The following is a 22,500-nucleotide window of genomic DNA, read 5'->3' as shown; positions in this document are numbered from 1 at the left end:
TTTAACTAATAATCTCTACTGGTAATCCTTCTCTTAAACGATTTTGACCTTTTATAACTACTAAGTCGCCTTCTTTTAAACCTTCTTTTATCTCTACTAAATTCCCTTCATTTATACCTATTTTTACATTCCTTAGATATGCCTTATTCTCTTTTATAACAAATACATAATAAACACCTGTGCCTGGAAGTTTTTGCAAAGCATCTCTTGGAATAGCTAAAACTTGTTTTTTGCCTAAAATCAATTTTACATGGGCAAACATACCTGATTTTAGCAAATGCTTTGGATTGGGAATGTGTATTTCTACATTTACAGTGCGGGTAGCAGGATCCACTCTAGGATTAATAATTTTTATCTCACCTTTAAAAACCTTTTTTGGATAGGCATCAACATAAATATAAGCCTTTTGACCTATTTTAACATAAGGTAAATCCTTTTCATTAATAGCCACATTTACTTTTACTATGCTATCATCAGTAATCCTTATTACTGGCTTCTTTCTATCCATCATTGCTCCTTCATCTACATATCTGGCAGTAACAAGACCAGAAATAGGGGCTGTAATGGTATGATTGTTATAAATGATTTTTATCTCCTTTAATGTTGCTTTTGCCTGATTAATTTGAGCAATAGCTAATTCTCTTGCTGCTAAAGTAGCTTCATATTGAGCAGTAATGTGATCAAGTCTTTGTTTTGGAACTACCTTTTGTTCATATAATTTTTTTATGCGTTCATAATCTTTTTTTATACTTTTAAGATTTGCTTCAATTTGAGTTAAATTTGCTTTAGCTGAATTTAAAGCTGCCTTGGCTTTATTTAATTTGGCAGTAATGGTTTCCCTATTTATGATCCCTATAATCTGTCCTGCCTTTATTCTATCTCCCTTTTCAACATAGAGTTTTTCTAAAATTTCTCCACCCACTTTTGGATAAACATCAACTTCCTGCTTAGGTAAAATATTTCCAGTTAATTCCAAGTGCCATGTCATCTCTTTATAATCTGCCTTACTCACTTCTACTGGTATTTTTGTAATTGTTATTTCAATCTCTTTTTTATGAATATTTTTATAAATCCGATAACCAGCCAAACTTGCTAAAATAATAATGATAATGGCAACAATAATCTTTTTCACTAAATGCCTCCTAAGAATTAATGACTAACCAACTTTCCCATCGCCCTCTCTAAATCTGCAATGGCTGTGTTATAGCGGTAAAGGGCACTATAATAGTTATTTTGTGCCTGTGTAAGTAAGGTTTGAGCATCCAAAACTTCAGTAGAAGTAGTAATTTGATTTTTATACTGTAAGTCAGTAAGACGATAATTTTCTTTAGCCTGTTCCACTGAAATTCTGGCTGTCTCAATATTTTTTTCAGCCTCCTTTAAATTTAAATAAGCCCGTTTAACCTGAAATTTTATTTGATCTTTTAATTGTTCTAAAATTTTTTCTAATGCTTTTTTCCTCCAGATTAGACTCTTTACTTTTGCTCTTGTCTTTCCCCATTCCCAAAATGTCCATTTTGCTTCTAAAGTAAGATAAAATTGGTCTGGATTACGATAACCAGTTCCATCAATTCCAGGGTCATCACCAATACGTTCATATCTTCCTACCATGGCTATCTGAGGATAATAGGCAGACTTTGCCATCTTGATTTGAACATCCATCTGTTCAAGCCTTTTTGCAATCTGTTTTATTTCAGGTCTCTCTTTAATTGCGATTTTCATAGCTTCATTAAGGGTTAAGTTTAAGGGCTTATAGGTTAATATATCTTCAATTTTAGTGGGATGATTAATGTCAAAACGCAAAAGAATATTAAAAGCAGATATAGCAGTTTGTAAGTTATTATCTGCTCTGACCAAATCCTGTTTGGCATTGGCAAGTGCTACTTTTGATTTCAATAAATCATTTAGTGGAATAATACCAATATCATACAATGCCTTAGCATCTTTAAGATGAGCAGAAAGATTTTTAACTGCAATTTCTGCTACTTTTTTATATTTTTCTGCCAAAAGCACTTTAAAATAGCTCACCTTTACCTGACGAATCACCTCCTGTTCTGCTTCAATTTTTTCTAATTTAGAGATATCCACACCTAATTTGCTTAGACGATACTGACTGCTCAAATAAAAACCAGTAAAAATAGGCTGGATAAAACCTATATCCCAAGTATAATTGTCCTGAGGACCCATAACAAACTTTGGTTGTCCTGGAACATTTTTAGCAATCATATAAGGTTCTTCTCCAAGCCTTGTATAGCTATAAGATGTTTGAAGCTTTGGGAAAAATTCACTTTTTGCTACCTTTACACTTTCAGTGGCAGCCTTAATTTGAGCCAATTTTTCTTGAATGAGTAGATTATTTTTTAATGCCAATTCAATACTTTTTTTTAAATTAAGAGTTTCGGCTTGAACATTTATAGAAAACAAAATTAAAATAAGTATAAGCAAATTTATCATTTTTCCCTCCAATGAATCCCTTTAAAGAAAAAATTAGTAATAATTTTTATTTTTTCATCTAAATTAATCTCTTTCCCACTTTTAATCCAATCATGAATGTATGCTTGAGTCATTCCACTAAATAAAATAGCTACTTCTGCCGGAGGAAATGGATAAAATTCTTTATTTTTAATACCTTCTTCAATAATTTGTTTTAAAAGAGCTAACCCTTCTTCATGTTTTTTATTTACTTCTCTACCCAACTCTTCTCTTACAATAACCGTAACAGCTTCTCTTTCCATAGCATAAAGTCTGAAAAAATCTTTATTTTTTTGAAAAAAATCAAATTCAACTTTTAAAATTGCCTTTATCTTTTCAGTAGCAGTATTGGCATTCTTGACAGCATCTTTGACTAATTCAAGTAATGTATCTAATTTTTCATTAAAAAGCGTTAAATAAATTTTTTCTTTACTTTCAAAAAACTGATATATTGTACTCATTCCAAATTCTGAAGCTTTGGCAATCTCAGCCATAGTTGTTTGATGATAACCTTTTTGTGCAAATAAACGCTCTGCCACTTTTAAGATATACTGACGCCGCCACTGCCTTTCTTGTTCTCGCCGACCTAAAGACATATTGGAATATTTATTCTATATTGGAATAAAAATTCCAATATGTCAAGTTACTTCAAAATTTTCCTGAGCGAAAGATAGCAATAAGAAGCCATAAGCCCATGAAACCAGCAACTAAGAAACCGATAAGACCAATAATAGGAATCCCAAAAATGAAAGGTGGTATATCTGAAAGCACAATGAGGGCTGAGCTAATGATTAATGAGGCAGAAATGATGGCAAAGGACAAACGATTGTTAACCTGATCTTGTTTAGCAATGAATGTCTCTAAACCTTTATGTTCAAATTTCACTTTTATCTCGCCCTTTTTCAACAAAGAAAGAAATTCTCTAATTTCTTGTGGAGATTCTTGGAAAAGAACAAAGAGCTCCCAAAAACTTTTTTGCCCCTTGTGTATGATGTTGCGAAGACTGAATTTTTTTAGAATAATCTCTTTGACAAATGGCTGAATTTGCTCTACTGCATTAAAATCTGGATCAAGTGATCTACCTATACCTTCCAAAGAAACCAATGCCTTGTTAAGTAAAAATAAGTCCGGTGGTATCTTGAGATGATGCTTCTCAACAAGATAAAGCACTTGTCGAAAGACCCTTTTTAATTCAATTTGTTTAAGGGGTACGCCATGATATTGATCAAGCAGTTCCCATATATCTAGTTTAAATTCTCTAAGATTGACTTTTTTAGCAGGATAAAGTCTTAAAAACCATCGTGTTGTTTCTGAAATATCTTTATCAATACAGGCTTTTATTAGCAATGCCAAATTCTCTTTGATTTCTTCATCTATACGACCCATCATGCCATAGTCCAAAAAACAAATAACATTATCAGGCAAAACAAAAATATTACCTGGATGTGGATCTCCGTGAAAAAAACCGTGTTCAAATATTTGCTTCAAAATCAGGTTTGCTCCTCGCCTGGCGATCAATTTGCGGTCATATCCTGCTGCTTCTAATTTCCCTATTTCAGATATCTTGATACCATCAATATATTCCATGGTAAGCACTTTTTCTGTTGAATAATCACGATAAACACGGGGAACATAAATTGTGGGGTCATCTTTAAAATTTTTGGCAAATCGTTCAATATTTGAAGCCTCAAGGGTATAATCCAGCTCTTTCGCAATGTTCTTGGCAAATTCTTTTACAATACCTACTGGGTCATACCACTCCACTTCAACAATATGTTTTTGTAATAAACCAGCAAGATACAACATAATGTCTAAATCAACTTCTATTATACGGCGGATATTGGGTCGCTGTATTTTAACAGCTACCATATCTCCGCTCTTCAACCAGGCGCGGTGCACTTGACCTAAAGAAGCAGCTGCTATTGGCATTTCTTCAAATCTAGAAAATATTTTTTCCAGTGGACGTCCTAGTTCAGATTCAATGATTTTCTTTGCTTCAAGAAAAGAAAAAGGTGGAACTTTATCTTGAAGCTTTCCCAATTCTTCTGCTAAAGTGGGAGGTACTAAGTCTGGTCTTGTACTAAGCAATTGCCCTAGTTTGACAAAAGTAGGACCTAACTCTTCTAGAGTCAAACGAATACGCTCATACCGAGACAATCGTGTTATTTCAGTCTCTTGCTCTCTTTTAAAGAAACGAAGATACTTTTCTACTACCCGATAGAGATGAAGTTGAGCAAGAATATCACTAAATCCATATTTAACTAAAACCTTTAAAATCTGTTGGTAGCGACGAAAATGGCGATAAGTACGAGTGATTGTATGTAACTTTCTTAGAGAAAACATTTATTCAGAGATTTTCTTTTTTAACTCTTCAAGAGCTTCTTCTAATTTGGCTAAACGTTGATTAATAGCGATGTAGTCTTGTCTAGTAGGAATATCAATTTTCTTTAAGACCTTATTTACCAATGTTTCAATCTTTTTTTCTAACTCCTGTTGAGCTTCTTCTGATTTTTTTAATAATTCTTCCACAAAACTTCGCCCTTCTTTTTCTGAAAGCTCTCCTTTTTTAACCAACTCCTTTGCCCATTCTTCTGCTTTTTCCTTTGTAATTAAAACCAAACCAAGACTAGTGTAAAAACCTTTTTTAACCCATTCCAACATTTCATTCCTCCTAATTTTATTAAAACAGTTATATAACACATTCAAACTTAACAATAAAGGAAAAAATCTAGAAAATATTTTTTGTGCTCCTAGTTTTATCAGGGTTGACAACCAAAAAATTCTTTATAAAAAGCCTCGTAGTATTTTGAGGAGATGAATTTATGTTAGAAACTCTAAAACCCTATATCAATTTAGACTTAGAAAATTTCAAATTGGAAGTGCCTGAATATTTTAATTATGCCATAGATGTGGTGGATGAATGGGCAAAAAAGGAAAGAAATAAACTGGCTTTAATCTGGGTCAATGATAAAGGAGAAGAACGAAAATTCTCTTTTTGGGACTTAATGTCTCGTTCCAACCAGTTTGCCAATATCTTAAAGGGTTTAGGAATTGGCAAAAAGGATAGGGTGTTGATTATGCTCCCTCGCATTCCAGAGTGGTGGGAAGCAATTTTGGGTTTGACAAAAGTTGGTGCTATTATCATTCCTTCTACTACTATGCTACAAGCAAGAGATATTCTTTATCGTGTAAAAGCTGCTAAAGTAAAGGCTATTATTACTACTGATGAGCATATAGAAAAGGTAGAAAAAATACTCCCTCAATGTCTCACTTTGCAGATATTAATAAATATTGGTAAGCCGCATCCTAACTGGATCAATTATGAAGAGGAGATGAAAACAGCTTCGAGATATTGGATTAGTCTAGATGGTAATTACAAAACTTTAGCCACTGATCCTTATATTATTTTCTTCACTTCCGGCACGACAGGTTATCCGAAAATGGTACTCCATGATCATTCTTATCCTTTAGGGCATGTGATTACTGCTGGTTTATGGCATGACTTAACTCCAAATGACCTGCATTGGACATTGTCTGATACAGGCTGGGCTAAAGCAGCTTGGGGAAAGATTTATGGACAGTGGATCATGGGAGCTGCTGTATTTGTCTATGATGAAAGGGGAAGGTTCAATCCTGCAAAGGTGTTAGAATTAATGGATAGATATGCCATTACAACCTTTTGTGCCCCTCCTACTGCTTATCGCATGATGATTTTAGAAGATTTAAAAAAATACAATCTGAGTGAGTTACGTCATGCTACTAGTGCTGGTGAGCCTCTAAATCCAGAAGTCATCAAAGTTTGGGAAAGAGAAACTGGCATAAAGATTTATGAAGGATACGGTCAATCAGAGTCAGTAGTTATGGTTGCTAACCTCAAAAATATGGAAATTAAACCTGGTTCTATGGGCAAGCCTGTGCCAGGATGGAAGGTGGCTATTGTAGATGACGATGGCAATGAGCTAGGGGCTTATGAAGAAGGAAATATTGCTGTGTATGTGAAGGAAAATTATCCAGTAGGGTTATTTAAAGGTTACTGGAAGGATAAAGAGAAGAGTGCTAATGTATTTAAAAATGGTTGGTATTTTACTGGTGATCGTGCTTATAAAGATGAAGATGGTTATTTCTGGTTTGTTGGCAGAGCAGATGATGTTATAAAGAGTTCAGGTTATCGTATTGGTCCTTTTGAGGTAGAAAGCACTTTAATTGAACACCCAGCTGTAGCTGAAGCGGCTGTTATCGGTGTGCCTGATCCCATCAGAGGGCAAATTGTCAAGGCATTTGTAGTTTTAACACCTGGTTATACCCCTTCAGATACATTAATAAAAGAATTGCAAGAACATGTAAAAAATAATACTGCTCCTTATAAATATCCTAGACAGATTGAATTTGTTTCTGAATTGCCAAAAACCATTAGTGGGAAGATTAGGCGAGTAGAACTAAGAGAAAGAGAATTAGCAAAGTTGAAAAAGCAAAATTTAAGTTAGTCTTGACCCATGTTTTTTTAGATAGACTTGCAATATAGAGATGGCAGCAGGAGTAATGCCAGAGATGCGAGCTGCTTGTCCAAGGGACAAAGGACGAATACGAGAAAGCTTTTCCCTTACCTCATTAGAAAGACCCGGAATTTTATAATAATCTATATCTTCAGGAAGTCGCACCTCTTCAAGGCGTCTGAAACGGGCAACCTGTTCTTCTTGTCTTTTTATATATCCTTCATACTTTATTTGAAAACTTACTTCTTCTGCTACATCTTTTCTAACTCTCTCTAATGTCTCATCAAAAATTTTCAAGCTATAAAAATCTACCTCAGGTCTTCTCAATAATTCTCTTAAAGTCATAGGGTTTTTGATAGGGGTTGTACCTATTTGTTTTAATTTCTCATTTGTTTCCTTTGTGGGCTTTATCTTTATTTCTGATAAACGTTCAATAGTCTTTTCAATCCCCTCTTTTTTCTCTAAAAATCGTTTATATTGTTCTTCACCAATTAACCCAAGTTTATAACCAATAGGCATAAGTCTTAAATCTGCATTATCTTCCCTTAAAAGTAAACGATACTCTGCTCTTGAAGTAAACATCCGATATGGCTCATTTGTACCTTTTGTTACCAAATCATCTATTAATACCCCTATATATGCCTGAGAGCGGTCAAGAATAATTGGAGATTCTCCCCTGATATAGAGGGCAGCATTTATACCGGCTATAATACCTTGAGCAGCGGCTTCTTCATAACCGGTTGTACCATTTATCTGACCTGCAAAAAAAAGCCCCTTTATTAATTTTGTCTCAAGTGAAGGTTTCAATTGTGTAGGATCAACATAGTCGTGCTCAATAGCATATCCAGGTCTCATTATCTCTGCATGCTCTAAACCTTCTATGCTTCTTACCATTTTTATCTGAATGTCTATAGGAAGGCTGGTAGAAATGCCATTTGGATAATACTCTACAGTATTTATTCCTTCTGGCTCAATGAATATTTGATGGCGTTCTTTTTCTGGAAAACGGACTACTTTATCTTCAATGGAAGGACAATATCTTACCCCTGTTCCTTTTATCACGCCAGTAAAAAGTGGAGAGCGGTCAAGTCCACTTCTTATAATCTCATGAGTCTTTTGATTGGTGTAAGTAATATAACAAGGTAATTGAGGTCTATCTATTTTTTCAGTAGAGAATGAAAATGGATGTGGAGGGTCATCACCATATTGTGGTGTAAGACGAGAAAAATCTATTGTTCTTCCATCAAGTCTTGGAGGTGTTCCTGTCTTAAATCTTCCAATATGAAAACCAAGTTTTGCTAAATTTTGAGAGAGACGATTTGAAGGTGGATCCCCCATTCTACCAGCAGGGAAATTGGTAAGTCCAATATGAATAAGACCAGTAAGGAAAGTGCCTGTAGTCAAAATCACTGTTTTGCCTAGAAAAACCTCACCAATACCTGTCTTTACCCCCTTTACTACACCATTTTCAACCAAAATTTCACTTACCTTAGCCTGCCTTATAAACAAATTTTCTGTCTTTTCTAAAACAGATCTCATCCTAAGCCGATAAAGCTCTCTGTCTGCTTGAGCACGAGATGACCAGACAGCAGGCCCTTTTTTAGTATTTAGACGCCTAAATTGAATACCTGTGGCATCAATATTTTTAGCCATCTCCCCACCTAAGGCATCTATCTCCTTTACCAAATGCCCTTTAGCTAATCCACCTATAGCAGGATTACAGCTCATATGGGCAATACGTTCAATATTGATAGTAAGCAAAAGAGTAAGATGACCCATACGGGCAGCAGCTAAAGCCGCCTCACAACCAGCATGACCTGCTCCAACAACTATAACATCAAAGACTTCAGGCATCTTTTTTATGTAATTTCATAAAATCTGAACGGCTAAAAATAGCTAAACAATCATAACCTTTTTCTTCTATCGCCTGTTTTCCACCTTCTTCTCTATCTACTAATATTATCACTTTTATTACTTTAAGCCCAGCCTCTTCAGCCCTTTCAATAGCCTTAAGAGCTGATGCACCCGTAGTAACAACATCTTCAACAATAACTACTTTCATGCCTTTCTTAATATTTCCCTCAATCCAGCTTTTTGTACCATGCCCTTTAGGCTCTTTACGTACAATAAAACCATCTATCTTTTTCCCATCTTTAAAAGCCTGCATAACTACCGCACAAACAATAGGATCTGCTCCAAGTGTTAAACCACCAACAGCATCTATGTTAAGATTTTTTATTTCCTTCCAAATCACTTCACCTACTAATGCCATCCCTTCACCAGTAAGCGTTGTTTTTTTACCATCAATATAAAAATCACTATACTTTCCAGAAGAAAGTTTAAATCTCTTATTTGGATCATAAAGAAAAGAATTTTTATAAAGTAATTGAAATAATTTGTCTTTTGAGCTCATTTAAAGCAAAATTTTTATATATGCTTTTTCTCTAAGCTCTTTTAACCAACGTTGATATCTTTCTTCTAGTTTCTTTTGATAAAGAATTTTATATATCTCTTCCCTTACTTCAGAAAGAGTCTTTTCAGGCACTTTTTTCTTCTCTATCAATTGTATAAGTTGATAACCTACATCAGTCTTTATCCATAAGCTATATTCACCTACTTTAAGAGTCTTTACAGTCTCTTTAATTACAGGAGCTAATTCCTCTTCTTTAAACCAACCTAAATCTCCTCCATCAGAAGCAGTAGGCGCTTTGGAATATAATTTAGCCAATTCTGAAAAGGAAACACCCATCTTGAGCTTTCTCAAAATTTTTTCTTGAATTTTTCTTATTTCTTTCTCTTGAGTTAATGTTTGCGGAAAAGGCAACAAAATATGGCGTAATTTAAATAATGTATAACCTTTGTATTTTTTTCTATTATTTTCATAATAATTTTTTATCTCTTCTTCTGTAACAGTAACCTTCCCTTGAACCTCTAAACCTATTAATCGACGTTTAATTAATTGATATTTTAACCAATTTTTATAATCTTCATAAGATATTCCATTTTTTAATAATTCTTCTTTAAATGCTGTTAATGTTATACCTTTTTGTGAAATAAGTTCTTTTATAGTATTTTCTACTTCTTTTTCTTTTATTTCAATACCTCGTTTTTTAGCCTCTTGAACAGCAAGATGAGTATTAATCAACTCTTCAAGCACTTGCCTTTCTATCTCAGGTGAAGGATCAGTAAAGGGAGTTAACTGTTTTATGGCATCTTTTAATTCAGAAAGAGTAATTACATCTTCATTTACAATAGCTACAACTCTATCTAAAAGTTTGCCAAAAGCAGGCTGAATAAACAATAATGTTAATATAGTTATTTTTAGCAAAAACATATTTTAATAATAATCTGATAAAACTATAAAGACAAGAATCAAAAGGTAAATTTAAAAGTCTATTGACAGCTATTAAATAGTATAATAAAGGTTAAGAATTGCAGGGTTGAAGTAAAGTATTATGTTGTGCGTAAAATCTCCCTATAATTGATTATATGTATTTTCAAGAAATTATACTTGCTTTGGATAGGTTTTGGGCTAATCAGGGATGTGTTATTGAACAACCTTATGATTTAGAAGTAGGAGCTGGAACTTTTCATCCTGCTACTTTTTTACGTGTCTTAGGTCCAGAACCTTATAAAGTAGCTTATGTTCAACCTTCTCGTCGCCCTACAGATGGTCGTTATGGCCAAAATCCCAATAGACTTCAACGCTATTATCAATATCAAGTCATTTTAAAACCTTCTCCTTTAGAAGTACAAGAAACATACCTTAAGAGTCTTGAAGCATTAGGAATTGATCTAAAAGCTCATGATATCCGATTTGTAGAAGATGATTGGGAATCACCTACCCTTGGAGCTTGGGGTTTAGGCTGGGAGGTTTGGTTAGATGGAATGGAAATCACTCAATTTACCTATTTTCAACAAGCAGGAGGAATTGATCTTGATCCAGTTTCAGTAGAGATTACTTATGGACTTGAACGCATTGCTATGTACCTTCAAAGTGTAGATAGTGTTTTTGAAATCATGTGGGCTCCCAATATCAGTTATGGTGATATACATTTTCAAACAGAAGTAGAAGGTTGTAAGTATAATTTTGAATTAGCTGATACAAAAATGCTTTTTCAATTATTTGAAAATTTTGAAAAAGAAGGGGAAAAATTGTTAAAAAAAGGCATTGTTTTACCTGGTTATGAATGTTGTCTTAAATGCTCTCATATCTTTAATCTATTAGATGCTCGAGGTGCTATTAGTGTTACGGAAAGAACACAATATATAGCTCGTGTGAGACACTTAGCAAGAATGACAGCAGAAGCTTATCTTTCTCAGAGAAAAGCTCTAGGTTATCCTTTATTAAAGAAATAACATGAAAACTTTATTACTTGAAATCGGTACTGAAGAATTACCAATTAGCATTTTCCCAAAAATTTTGGAAGATATGAAAAATATTTTAGCTGAAAGACTAAAAGCTGAAAGATTAAATTTTGATCATATCAAAACTATGGCTACTCCTAGAAGATTGACAGTTTTAGTTACTGGCATACCTGAAACCCAAGCAGAAAAGGAGATAGATATAATTGGGCCACCATATAAATTAGCTTTTACTGCTGATAATAAACCAACAAAAGCTGCCTTTGGTTTTGCTAAAAAACATGGTGTTTCAGTAGAAAGACTTGTTAAAATTAAAACAAAAAAGGGAGAATATGTAGGATTAAAAATAAAAGAAAAAGGTAAACCTACTTTAGAAATCTTAAAAGAATTATTACCAAAATATATTCTTTCTTTACCATTTCCCAAGACAATGCGTTGGCATAAAAGTAAAATTCATTTTGCTCGTCCCATCCATTGGATATTAGCCATCTTAGATAAGGATGTCATTCCATTTTCTCTAGAAGAAATAAAAAGCAATAATTTGACTTTTGGTCATCGTTTTATGGCTCCTAATCCTATTATCATTTCTCATCCTGAAGAATATTCATCAGTACTTAAAAAAGTATTTGTGATTATAGACCCAATAGAAAGAGAAAAACGTATTATTAATTTATTGGAAAAAATAGCTCAAGAAATAAATGGCTCTCCTATTTTAGACAAAAATTTATTAAATTGGGTAAATTTTCTTGTAGAATATCCGGTAGCAGTTAGAGGTAAATTTGATGAAGAATTTCTTTCTTTACCAGAACCAGTATTGATTACTGTAATGAAACAACATCAAAAATGCTTTGCTATTCGAGATAATAATGGTAACCTTTTGCCAGCTTTTATTGCTATTATAAATATCTCTGTTAAAGATATTTTGCCTATAAAAATTGGATTAGAAAGGGTAATTAGAGCTCGTCTAGCTGATGCTCGCTTTTTTTATCAAGAAGATTTAAAAGTACCTTTATCTGAAAGAATAATAAAACTTAAAGACATAATTTTTCAAGCAAAACTTGGTACTATGGCTGAGAAGGTAGAAAGATTAAAATCGCTTGCAACTTGGATAACAGAAAGCCTTTTTCCTGAAAAGAAAGATATAATTTTAAGGGCAACTATTTTATGTAAAGCAGATTTGACAACAGAAATGGTAAATGAATTCCCAGAATTACAGGGAATAATGGGTGGAATTTACGCTAAAGCACAAGGGGAAAGTGAAGCAGTCGCTTGTGCTATAAGTGAACATTATTTACCAGTAGAAGCGGGAGGAACACTACCTAAAACAATAGAAGGAGCTATTTTGTCCATAATAGATAAAATGGATACTATTGTTGGTTGTTTTGGAATAGGTTTAATTCCTACAGGTACAGCTGATCCTTTTGCCTTAAGACGACAGGCAATTGGTATATTACGTATCCTTTTTGAAAAAAACATTTCTTTTTCTCTTTTTAATTTAATAGAGTTATCATTAAAAACATATGGAAAATTTGAAAAAATAAAAGAAAAAATTATTTCTTTTTTTAAAACTCGTCTTGCTTCACTTCTTCAAGAAAAGAATTATCCTTATCCTATTGTAGAAGCAGTACTTAGTGTATTTGATGGAAATGTGCCTTCTATTTTTAGAAAAGCAGATGCTTTATTTAAATTTTCCAAAACTTCTCAATTTGAGCCATTAGTCATTGCCTATAAACGCGTATACCGTATTATCCAAAATCCAATAGATAGAAATCCACAAATAAACCTTTTTCAGACACCTGAAGAGAAGAAACTTTATGAGAAATATATAGAAGTAGAGCAAGAAATAAAAAGATTGCTTGAAAAAAATGATTTTCTTAAGGCACTTGAAACACTCACAATATTAAAACCTTTTATTGATAATTTTTTTGATCATGTACTTGTAATGACAGAAGAAAAAAGTTTACGTAATAATAGGTTAGCTTTGCTTACTCAAATAAAAAAACTATTTCTTAAAGTAGCTGATTTAAGCAAGATTCCTATTTAAAACAATCTTTCTTGTCTTTTATGCTCACCTATGATAGCATGAAAATAGATTTTTTCAATTTTTCTTAATTTCTAAATGAAATGAGTGAGGATATAAAAGAATCAAAAGCTGCTGAGGAAAAATATCGTTTACTTTTTGAACAAAATCCCGATGCCATCCTGCTTATTGATGAAAATGGAAAAATTGTAATGGCAAATGATGCTTTTTGTATGCTAGTAGAAGATAAAAAAGTAGAGGGAAAATTTTTCTTTGATTATGTGGCAAAAGAAGACAAAAAACACTTTCTTTTTTATTATAAAAGAAGAAAAAAAATAACCTTACCTTCTCGCTATTCTTTTACTTTAATTACACATAAAGGTCAACGTAGAGAAGTTGATGGCACAATTATCCTTTTACCTGATAAAAAAACTAGTTTAACTGTTCTAAGAGATATAACACCACTTATAGAAGCTGAAGCAAGATTTCAAGCCTTATCCGAAGAAACCCCAGTAGGAGTATTTTTTATTGAAGAAGGTAAATTTACTTATGTAAATCCTAAAATTGCTAAAATTTTCGAAACTACTCCAAAAGAAATGATAGGAAAAAACCTATTAGAATTTGTTGCGCCTACTTCTAGAAAAATTGTAGAAAAAGCAATTAAAAATAAACTTTCTGATCGTAAAAAGACAGATCAATATGAATTTCAAGGGCTTACTGCTAAGGGGAAAATCATTACTTGCGAAGTACGCAGTCAGAGTATTACTTATCGAGGGAAACCAGCTATTGTAGGTAGTTTAATAGATATTACAGAAAGAAAAAAACAAGAAATGGAACTTATTCGAGCAAAAGAAGAAGCCCTTTCTGCCAATAGAGCAAAAACTGCTTTTCTCGCAAATATGTCTCATGAGATGCGTACTCCTTTAAATGCTATACTTGGTTTTACAGAATTATTATTTGAAACAAATCTAACACCACAACAAAAAGAATATGTAAAAACCATATTTAATTCTGCCAAACACTTAAATGATTTAATTAGTCAAGTGTTAGATATAAGCCAAATAGAAGCAGGTATTTTTAAAATAGAGAAAAAGCCAACATCACTTAAAAAATTAATTGAAGAAGTAGCTAGTATTATTAAACAAAGAGCCCTTATTAAAGGGCTTAAATTTAAATTATCATTAAGCAAAAAATTACCAGAACGTATTCTTACAGATCCTTTAAGATTAAGGCAAGCTTTACTTAATCTTTTGCATAATGCTTTAAAATATACAGAATATGGATATATATCTCTTAGTGTAAAACACAAGAATAAAAAACTTATTTTTACTATAAAAGATACAGGCTGTGGCATTCCAAAAGAAAAACTTCCTCATATTTTTGAACGTTTTTTACCTTTTGAAAGAAAAGAGGGAGGATTAGGGCTTGGTTTAGCTATTACTAAAGAAGTAATAGAAAAATTAGGAGGAGCAATAAAAGTTAAAAGTCAAATACAAAGAGGCACAATTTTTGAGGTAAATCTTCCTATAGAAGAAGCAAAAAAAGAAGAAATTCTGCCAAAAGCAGATGTCCTTCTTATTGAAGGTGATGAACTTACTGCAAAGCTTATTTTATCTTATTTGCAAACCAGAGGATTAAGTACATATACTTTAAAAGAGGGAAATCAAGCAATTAAAATGGCAATGAAACTTCATCCATCATTCATTATGCTTAATCTTCTTTTGCCTGATATATTTGGATTTGAGATTTTAAAGGAATTAAAACAAAATGAAAAAACAAAAAGAATCCCAGTAATTATATATTCTACATTTAATGAAAAACTATTTACATTCGGAATAGCAGATTATCTAAAAAAACCTATTACTAAAAAAGAAATTCTTAGAGTTGTTTTACCTTATTTACATAGAAAAGGTGATATATTTATTATTGATAATGATGAAACTACAGTTGAATTTATAGCAAAAATTATTAAAAAATTAGGATACAAAGCAGAAACATTTTTATCAGCTAAAGATGCAATAGAAGCACTAGATCAAAAAATCCCTTTTCTTCTTATTATTAATCCATTTTTGCCTAAAATTGACATATTTAAATTATTTTCAAATTTAAAATTTAACAAGATAAAAGATGTTCCAATAGTTGTATTTATATCAAAGAAACTTAGTAAAAGAAAAATTTATGAATTAAAAGAAAAAACAATAGCATTAGTGGAAAAAGAAGGAGAAAACAAAGAAAAAATTATTGGATTACTTAAAAAATTTTTTGAAATACCTCAAGGTTTGGTGCTTTTAGCTGAAGATGACCCTGCTAGCCAGCGTCTTATTAAAAATATTTTAGAAAAAGAAGGAATTAGTGTAGATGTCGTAGAAGATGGTGAATCAGCTATTAATGCTGCTCATAAAAAAGCCTATGACCTTATTATCATGGATATGAGAATGCCAAAATTAGATGGTTATGAGGCAACAAGACATCTTAAGTCAGATCCAGAAACAAGAAATATTCCTATTATTGCTCTTACAGCTTATGCTTTAAAAGAAGATAAGAAACGTTGTTTGGAAGCTGGTGCAGATGACTATTTAGCTAAACCAGTAAGTAAAAGGGAAATTTTATGTATATTAAAAAAATATATTGAAGCTAGCAGAAAAGTTGAAGAAGAGGAAGATAGAAAATATTATATTAATTACTTAAAAGAAACTATCCAAAAAATGGAAAGTGCTTTTAAAACAGGAGATATTGATACATTTTTACGTCTAGCACATAATCTAAAAGGCTCTGGTCAAGCTTATGGATTCACTGAAATTTCCCTTTTAGGAAAAATGTTAGAAGAAGAGATTAAAAAAGGAGAGAAAGAAATTATAAATCTTCTTTTCACCCAACTTTGTCAAAAGGTAAAAGAATATGGAACAAATTAAAATAATGATTGTAGAAGATGACCCAGCCATGCAGCGTCTTTTAAGTCGTATATTAAAGAAAGAGGGATTTAAAGTAATAATAGCTAAATCTCCAAAAGAAGTTATTCCTCTTTGTTTTCAAACAAATCCTCATCTGATTATCATGGATATAATTTTGCCTGAAAAAAATGGCTTTACTTTAGTGAAAGAAATAAAACAACATCCTGCTTTAGCTTCTATACCAATTGTCTTTTATACAGTAAAAGATGATATTGATAGTCGTTTAGAGGGGTTAGAATTAGGTGCTATAGATTTTATTGAGAAGACAAAATTATTGTCTGAATCTGAATTGCGATTAAAAATTAAAAATATTGTCAATCTTATTAAAGAAAATATAAAACTTAAAGAAAAAGTAAGAATTGATTTTTTAACAGGTATTTTAAATCGAGAAGGACTTCTTGAGATGCTTAATTTAGAACTTTCACAATTAAAAAGACACAATTTACCACTTTCTCTACTTATGCTTGATATAGACAATTTTAAGCTTTACAATGATACATATGGTCATCTTGCTGGAGATAAAGTTTTAAAAGAATTGGCGAATCTTATAAAAGAAAACATAAGAAAAACTGATATATTTGGTCGTTATGGTGGAGAAGAATTTTTAGTAATTTTGCCTAATACGCCTCTTCCAAGAGCCTGTCTTTTGGGTAAAAGACTTATAAATATTGTTTATAAAGCAAATATACCACATTGTCATGGAATAAAAGGACGTCTTACTGTTAGTATAGGAGCTGATAAAGCTTTTCCTGAGGATAACTGTTTTACTTTAATAGAGAGAGTAGATAAAGCCCTTTATCAAGCAAAACAAAAAGGAAAAAATCTTATTGTTTGTTTTGATAGATAAAAAGAATTGCTTTTCATGAAGCTCTGGTTTATAAAACTAAAACATGCAAAAGCTTAAAGAAAATTGTGGTATATTTGGGGTCTTTGGCCATCCAGAAGCAGCTAAATTGGTTTATTTTGGCCTTTATGCGCTTCAGCACAGAGGACAAGAAAGTGCTGGGATTGTTGTCTCTGATGGTAAAAGAGTTTATGAACACAAGGGAATGGGATTGGTGCCAGAGGTATTTAATGAAGAAATCTTAAATAATCTTCCTGGACATGTTGCCATTGGACATGTACGTTATTCTACTACAGGTTCTTCTCTCTTTCGAAATGCTCAACCTTTTGTTGTTTATCATTTAGGAAAAACATTAGCAATTGCACATAATGGAAATATTGTAAATGCTTATCAGTTAAGAAAACAATTAGAAGAAGATGGCGCTATCTTTCAATCTACTATGGATAGCGAAATTATTATCCACCTCTGGGTACGTTACTTTTATTTAGGATTAGAGGAAGGATTAGCTAAAGCATTGAGTAAATTAAAAGGTGCTTATTCTTTAGTACTTATGACTGAAGATACACTTATTGCTGCTCGTGACCCATTTGGTTTTCGCCCTTTATGTTTAGGTAGATTAAAAAATGGTGGTTATGTTATAGCTTCTGAAACTTGTGCTTTAGATTTAATCGAAGCTGAATATATAAGAGAAATTGAACCTGGAGAAATTCTCTTTATTAATGAAAAAGAAACATTTTCACTTCATCTTCCTTCTGTCCATCGTCATGCTTACTGTATTTTTGAATTAATTTATTTTGCTAGACCAGACAGCATCATATTTGGTAGAAATGTATATCTTTTCCGTAAAGCTCAAGGAAAGGAATTAGCAAAGGAAAGGTTAATAGAAGCTGACTTTGTCATGCCTTTTCCTGATTCAGGAAATTATGTCACAATTGGCTATGCTCAAGCAGCTAATTTGCCATTTGAAATGGGAATGATTAGAAATCATTATGTAGGTCGTACTTTTATTCAGCCATCTCCAACTATGCGAGCATTTGGAGTAAAAGTAAAACTTAATCCTGTAAAAGAATTACTTAAAGGCAAACGTATTATCATTTTAGAAGATTCTATCATCCGAGGTACAACTTGCCGTACCAGAATAAAAACATTACGAGAAATTGGTGCAAAAGAGGTCCATTTGCTTGTAAGCTGTCCTCCTCATCGTTATCCATGTTTTTATGGTATAGATTTTTCTTCAAAAGGAGAACTTATTGCTGCTACCAAAAGTGTAGAAGAAATAAAAAAATTTTTAGGATTAGATAGCCTTTATTATTTAAGTATTGATGGATTATTAAGAGCAGCTACTATCCCAAAAGAAAAATTCTGTCTTGCCTGTTTTAATGGAGAATATCCTATTCCTCTTGAAAGAGAATTTTCTAAAGATTGGCTTGAAAAATAATGAAAAATAAAGAGATTAAGGATATCTTAAGAAGGGCAAAAGAAGTTTTAAAAATAGAGGCTGAAGGTATCTTAGGTATTATTGATAAACTTGGGCCAGAATTTGCTAAGGCAGTAGAAATTATTCTTAAAACTGATGGTCGGGTGATTGTTACAGGAGTAGGTAAATCAGGCATCATAGGAAGAAAGATTGTTGCTACTTTAAATAGTACTGGTACTCCTGCTCTTTTTTTACATCCTGTAGAGGCAATGCATGGTGATTTAGGTATGGTAACAAAAAAAGATATTATTTTAGCTATTTCTAATAGTGGTGAAACTGGTGAAATTACTATCCTTATTCCTAGTTTTAAACGTTTAGGTGCGCCACTTATTGCTCTTACTGGCAATCCTAATTCTACTTTAGCAAAGCATAGTGATATTGTAATTGATACAGGAGTAAAAAGAGAGGCCTGTCCTTTAGGACTCGCACCAACAGCTAGTACAACAGCTGCTTTGGCTATGGGAGATGCTTTAGCTGTAGTTTTACTTGAAAGAAGGCGTTTTACTGCAGAAGATTTTCGTCGTTTTCATCCTGCAGGACATTTAGGAAAAAAGTTAGGACCAAAAGTAGAGGATCTTATGCAAAAGACAGATAATCTTTTGCTTATAAAACCTAGTATGAAAATAAAATCCATTTTCCCACAATTGGTAAAAAATGAATTTCTCTGGGTAGTAAAACGACAACAACTACAAGGATTAATAGATAATAATGTAAAAGCAAAATTGTTTATTGAGAAAGAGAAAGTAGCAAAAATGTATGTAAAGGAAGTCTGTATTAAAGTAGAAACCATTTCTCCAAAAACACCAGCTATTGATGCTTTAGAACTTATGCGTCAAAAAGGGTTAGATGTTTTAGGTGTTGTTAATGAAAAAAATCATTTTTTAGGGGCAATATTTCTTAAAGATTTATTAAATAAAGCTACTTTTTCTTTTACTTAAAGGAGCAAAATGTTACCAAAAGGTTTAATTTGTCCATTATTAGCACCACTTAAAAAAAGTGGGGAAATAGATAAAAACTCTTTTATACGTCTTTGGGAAAGTGTCAGACCATTTGTAGCTGCTATAGCTGTAGGAAGCAATTTTTCTTTAGAAGGGGTTTATTTTACTTATGAACAAAAAAAGGCATTATTTGAACTTGCATTAAACTTATGGGATAAAAAAATACCTTTATTTTTTGATATCACTACTTCTGATGAAAATTCTACTTTTAAATTGGCACATTTTACTTTAAAAATTATTAAAAATTATTTTGACCATATTATTATTGAAATTTTACCACTTTGGTATCGAAGCAATCGTGGTCTACCTCAACATATTGATGCTTTAAGAGCAAAGACTAAAGCAATATTTATTTTAGACAATCATCCAAGATTAGTACAAATGAGAAAAAAATTTTTAAAACACAAAAATATCCGTACAGCTGTTTTTAAGAAATTAACAAAACGTGATTTTATTAAGGGTATGGTATTTCAAGGAAATTTAACACGTTTTCTCAATTATCAGCGTGCTTTACATGGTCGTGATTTTTATTTTTATGAAGCAGATGAACTTGCTTTTCTACATCAACCTACTAGTGATGGTATTATGACAATTACAGCAAACCTTATTCCAGAATTATGGCAAAAAATTATGAAAAAAAATCAAGATATATTTGCCATAGCATTGGCTATAGAAAAATTATATCAAATTTGTCATACACATCCTGGTGTGATAAAATGGGCTTTAATGGAAAAAGGGATATTTTCTGAAAATTATACTCCTTTCCCTCAACCTTTAACAAAAAAAGCTATTCAGCGAATGAAAAAGTGGATGAATCAATATATAGGGGGAAAAGATGTTTGAATTGATAGAAAATATAGAAACAAACATCTCTACCCTTGGCCCAGCAAAGGTTGAATCTCCCATTATTAAGAAAGGTAATATCATTCGGCACTTTGTAGAAGAAGGAGAAAGAGTACTTGTTAATGTTACTCAAAGTTATGTAGAAACTTGTCTTAAAAATCATCAACCTTTTCTTTCCTTTGAAATGGCTGGTCCTAGACGAAAAATATATTTTGATCCTGCAAAATTAAAGTGTGGCATTGTTACTTGTGGAGGGTTATGTCCTGGTATAAATGACGTTATTCGAGCTTTGGTCATGGAATTATATCATGTTTATGGAGTAAAAAATATTTATGGATTTAAATATGGTTTAGAAGGTTTTATTCCAAAATATGGTCATGAACTTATAGAACTTACTCCAGCATATGTAGCTAGTATTCATGAATTAGGTGGAACTATCTTAGGCACTTCACGTGGGCCACAAAATATAGAAGAAATTGTAGATACACTTGAAAGATTAAATATTGGAATTTTATTCATGATAGGTGGTGATGGTACCTTAAGAGCAGCAGAAAAAATCTCTCAAGAAATCAAACGTAGAGAATTAAAGTGTAGTGTAATTGGTATTCCTAAAACTATAGATAATGACATTTATCTTGTAGAAAAAAGCTTTGGGTTTGATACAGCAGTTGAAAAATCAACTGAAGCTATTCGAGCTGCACATACAGAAGCTATAGCTGCTTATAATGGTATTGGAGTAGTAAAACTTATGGGAAGACACTCTGGTTTTATTGCTGCTTATGCTACTTTAGCTTTAAGGGAAGTAAACTTTACTCTTATCCCAGAAGTGGACTTTGATTTAGAAGGTGAACATGGATTACTTGAAGCATTACGTCGTAGATTAAAAGCAAGAAGACATGCTGTAATTGTAGTCGCTGAAGGAGCAGGACAAAAATACTTTGCTGATCAGGACTTAGGCACAGATCCATCAGGAAATCCTAGATTAGGAGATATAGGCAAATTTTTAGTAGAAAAAATTCAATCATATTTTGCGAGTCTTAAAATTCCTATTACTTTGAAATATATAGATCCAAGTTATATCATTCGCAGTTTACCTGCTAATGCTAATGATCATATTTATTGTGGTTTTTTAGCCCAAAATGCTGTACATGCAGGAATGGCTGGAAAAACAGAAATGCTTGTTTCTTCTTGGCACAATACATATGTTCATATTCCTATAAAAGCAGCCATAACTAAAAGAAAAACTATTGATCCAAATAGTGCTCTTTGGTTTAGTGTTTTAGAAACTACAGGACAACCGAGGTTGAAAAACTAATGGAACCATTACAAATTAAATTAGAATTCTTTGAAGGACCGTTAGATTTGCTTCTTCACTTAGTGAAGAAGCATCAAGTAGACATCTATGATATTCCTATAGCACTTATTACTGAGCAATACCTAGATTATTTACGCTTTATGAAATCACTTAATATAGATTTAGCAAGTGAATACCTTTTAATGGCAGCTACTTTAGTACATATTAAATCCCGTATGTTATTAGCCTCACCTGAGGAAGAAGACCCTAGAGAAGAAATTACTCAAGCACTTTTAGATTACATGAAAGTAAAAGATATGGCAGAATTCTTAGAACAACGACAAATTCTACATAGAGATGTATTTGTAAGATATGGCATTGAAGAAATTATTGGAGAAGAAACATTTATCTTTCCAACCATCTTTGACTTATTAGATGCTTTTAGACAAGTACTAGAAGCTGCTAAATTAGCAGAGATTGTACCTGAGGAAATAGAACCTATTAATTTAGAAGAAAAAATAAAAGAAATTTTTACACGTTTACAGGATGAACAAGAGATCCTTTTTGAAAGACTATTTGATGAAGTAACAACTAAGGCAGAAATGATTGTCACTTTTTTAGCCATTCTTTATATGGCTAAAGATGGTGTAATAATTCTTTATCAAACCTCTCCTTGGGCTCCTATTCGAATAAAACGTGTTTTAGCTCCTAAAAAAACACCACATTTAGAAGTAGTATAATTT

General features: G+C 32.2%; 18 protein-coding genes. 10 read left to right on the top strand and 8 right to left on the bottom strand.

The window, feature by feature from the left end:
- Window position 1: 1 nt before the first annotated feature.
- The 5 genes from LWW95_00695 to LWW95_00675 are packed head-to-tail and all read right to left on the bottom strand — an operon-like array spanning window position 2 to window position 5,133.
- Window positions 2-1,132 carry an efflux RND transporter periplasmic adaptor subunit gene (locus tag LWW95_00695; GenBank protein ID MDL1955558.1) on the bottom strand — a complete coding sequence of 377 codons (1,131 nt, stop codon included), beginning with the start codon at window positions 1,130-1,132 and terminating at the stop codon, window positions 2-4.
- 17 nt (window positions 1,133-1,149) lie between these two features.
- Window positions 1,150-2,454, bottom strand: coding sequence for a TolC family protein (locus tag LWW95_00690; protein MDL1955557.1), 1,305 nt, complete (start codon window positions 2,452-2,454; stop codon window positions 1,150-1,152).
- Window positions 2,451-3,068 (bottom strand): TetR/AcrR family transcriptional regulator, encoded by a 618-nt coding sequence (locus LWW95_00685; GenBank protein MDL1955556.1) that lies wholly within the window; start codon window positions 3,066-3,068, stop codon window positions 2,451-2,453. Before LWW95_00685 ends, LWW95_00690 begins: the two co-directional genes overlap by 4 nt.
- 52 nt (window positions 3,069-3,120) lie before the next feature.
- The gene (locus LWW95_00680; protein MDL1955555.1) at window positions 3,121-4,815 is read right to left on the bottom strand and encodes an AarF/UbiB family protein; all 1,695 of its coding nucleotides are present in this window, start codon (window positions 4,813-4,815) and stop codon (window positions 3,121-3,123) included.
- Entirely contained in the window at window positions 4,816-5,133 is a 318-nt protein-coding gene (locus LWW95_00675; protein ID MDL1955554.1) for a phasin family protein, read from the bottom strand.
- A gap of 161 nt (window positions 5,134-5,294) precedes the next feature.
- Here LWW95_00675 and LWW95_00670 point away from each other — a divergent pair, with 161 nt between their 5' ends.
- Window positions 5,295-6,956, top strand: a complete 1,662-nt coding sequence (locus tag LWW95_00670) for an AMP-binding protein (protein ID MDL1955553.1) — start codon at window positions 5,295-5,297, stop codon at window positions 6,954-6,956.
- On the opposite strand, the gene mnmG is transcribed toward LWW95_00670, so the two are convergent.
- The 3 genes from mnmG to LWW95_00655 are packed head-to-tail and all read right to left on the bottom strand — an operon-like array spanning window position 6,948 to window position 10,299.
- Window positions 6,948-8,819 carry a tRNA uridine-5-carboxymethylaminomethyl(34) synthesis enzyme MnmG gene (mnmG, locus tag LWW95_00665; GenBank protein ID MDL1955552.1) on the bottom strand — a complete coding sequence of 624 codons (1,872 nt, stop codon included), beginning with the start codon at window positions 8,817-8,819 and terminating at the stop codon, window positions 6,948-6,950. The genes LWW95_00670 and mnmG overlap by 9 nt on opposite strands.
- Window positions 8,812-9,378 carry an orotate phosphoribosyltransferase gene (gene pyrE / locus LWW95_00660; protein MDL1955551.1) on the bottom strand — a complete coding sequence of 189 codons (567 nt, stop codon included), beginning with the start codon at window positions 9,376-9,378 and terminating at the stop codon, window positions 8,812-8,814. Before pyrE ends, mnmG begins: the two co-directional genes overlap by 8 nt.
- The gene (locus tag LWW95_00655) at window positions 9,379-10,299 is read right to left on the bottom strand and encodes a peptidylprolyl isomerase (protein MDL1955550.1); all 921 of its coding nucleotides are present in this window, start codon (window positions 10,297-10,299) and stop codon (window positions 9,379-9,381) included.
- Window positions 10,300-10,454: 155 nt separating this feature from the next.
- On the opposite strand from LWW95_00655, the gene glyQ reads away from it, so the two are divergent.
- The 9 genes from glyQ (at window position 10,455) to LWW95_00610 (ending at window position 22,497) form a co-directional block, all read left to right on the top strand.
- Window positions 10,455-11,324, top strand: coding sequence for a glycine--tRNA ligase subunit alpha (gene glyQ, locus LWW95_00650; protein MDL1955549.1), 870 nt, complete (start codon window positions 10,455-10,457; stop codon window positions 11,322-11,324).
- Window position 11,325: 1 nt separating this feature from the next.
- Entirely contained in the window at window positions 11,326-13,374 is a 2,049-nt protein-coding gene (gene glyS / locus LWW95_00645; protein MDL1955548.1) for a glycine--tRNA ligase subunit beta, read from the top strand.
- A gap of 80 nt (window positions 13,375-13,454) precedes the next feature.
- Window positions 13,455-16,262 carry a response regulator gene (locus LWW95_00640; protein ID MDL1955547.1) on the top strand — a complete coding sequence of 936 codons (2,808 nt, stop codon included), beginning with the start codon at window positions 13,455-13,457 and terminating at the stop codon, window positions 16,260-16,262.
- A complete protein-coding gene (locus LWW95_00635) occupies window positions 16,249-17,148 on the top strand; it encodes a diguanylate cyclase (protein MDL1955546.1) in 900 nt (299 codons plus the stop codon). Before LWW95_00640 ends, LWW95_00635 begins: the two co-directional genes overlap by 14 nt.
- 43 nt (window positions 17,149-17,191) lie before the next feature.
- A complete protein-coding gene (gene purF / locus LWW95_00630) occupies window positions 17,192-18,583 on the top strand; it encodes an amidophosphoribosyltransferase (GenBank protein MDL1955545.1) in 1,392 nt (463 codons plus the stop codon).
- Window positions 18,583-19,560, top strand: a complete 978-nt coding sequence (locus tag LWW95_00625) for a KpsF/GutQ family sugar-phosphate isomerase (protein ID MDL1955544.1) — start codon at window positions 18,583-18,585, stop codon at window positions 19,558-19,560. The genes purF and LWW95_00625 overlap by 1 nt, the downstream gene beginning before the upstream one ends.
- A 9-nt stretch (window positions 19,561-19,569) precedes the next feature.
- A complete protein-coding gene (locus LWW95_00620) occupies window positions 19,570-20,463 on the top strand; it encodes a dihydrodipicolinate synthase family protein (protein MDL1955543.1) in 894 nt (297 codons plus the stop codon).
- Window positions 20,456-21,778, top strand: a complete 1,323-nt coding sequence (locus LWW95_00615; protein ID MDL1955542.1) for an ATP-dependent 6-phosphofructokinase — start codon at window positions 20,456-20,458, stop codon at window positions 21,776-21,778. The genes LWW95_00620 and LWW95_00615 overlap by 8 nt, the downstream gene beginning before the upstream one ends.
- On the top strand, window positions 21,778-22,497 hold the full coding sequence (locus LWW95_00610) for a segregation/condensation protein A (protein MDL1955541.1): 720 nt from the start codon (window positions 21,778-21,780) through the stop codon (window positions 22,495-22,497). Before LWW95_00615 ends, LWW95_00610 begins: the two co-directional genes overlap by 1 nt.
- The last annotated feature ends 3 nt before the right edge of the window (window positions 22,498-22,500 follow it).

This window comes from Candidatus Desulfofervidus auxilii (genome assembly GCA_030262725.1).
GTDB lineage: Bacteria > Desulfobacterota > Desulfofervidia > Desulfofervidales > Desulfofervidaceae > JAJSZS01.
The sequence above is the reverse complement of the archived record's forward strand: the minus strand, read 5'-3'. Positions and strand labels throughout refer to the sequence as shown.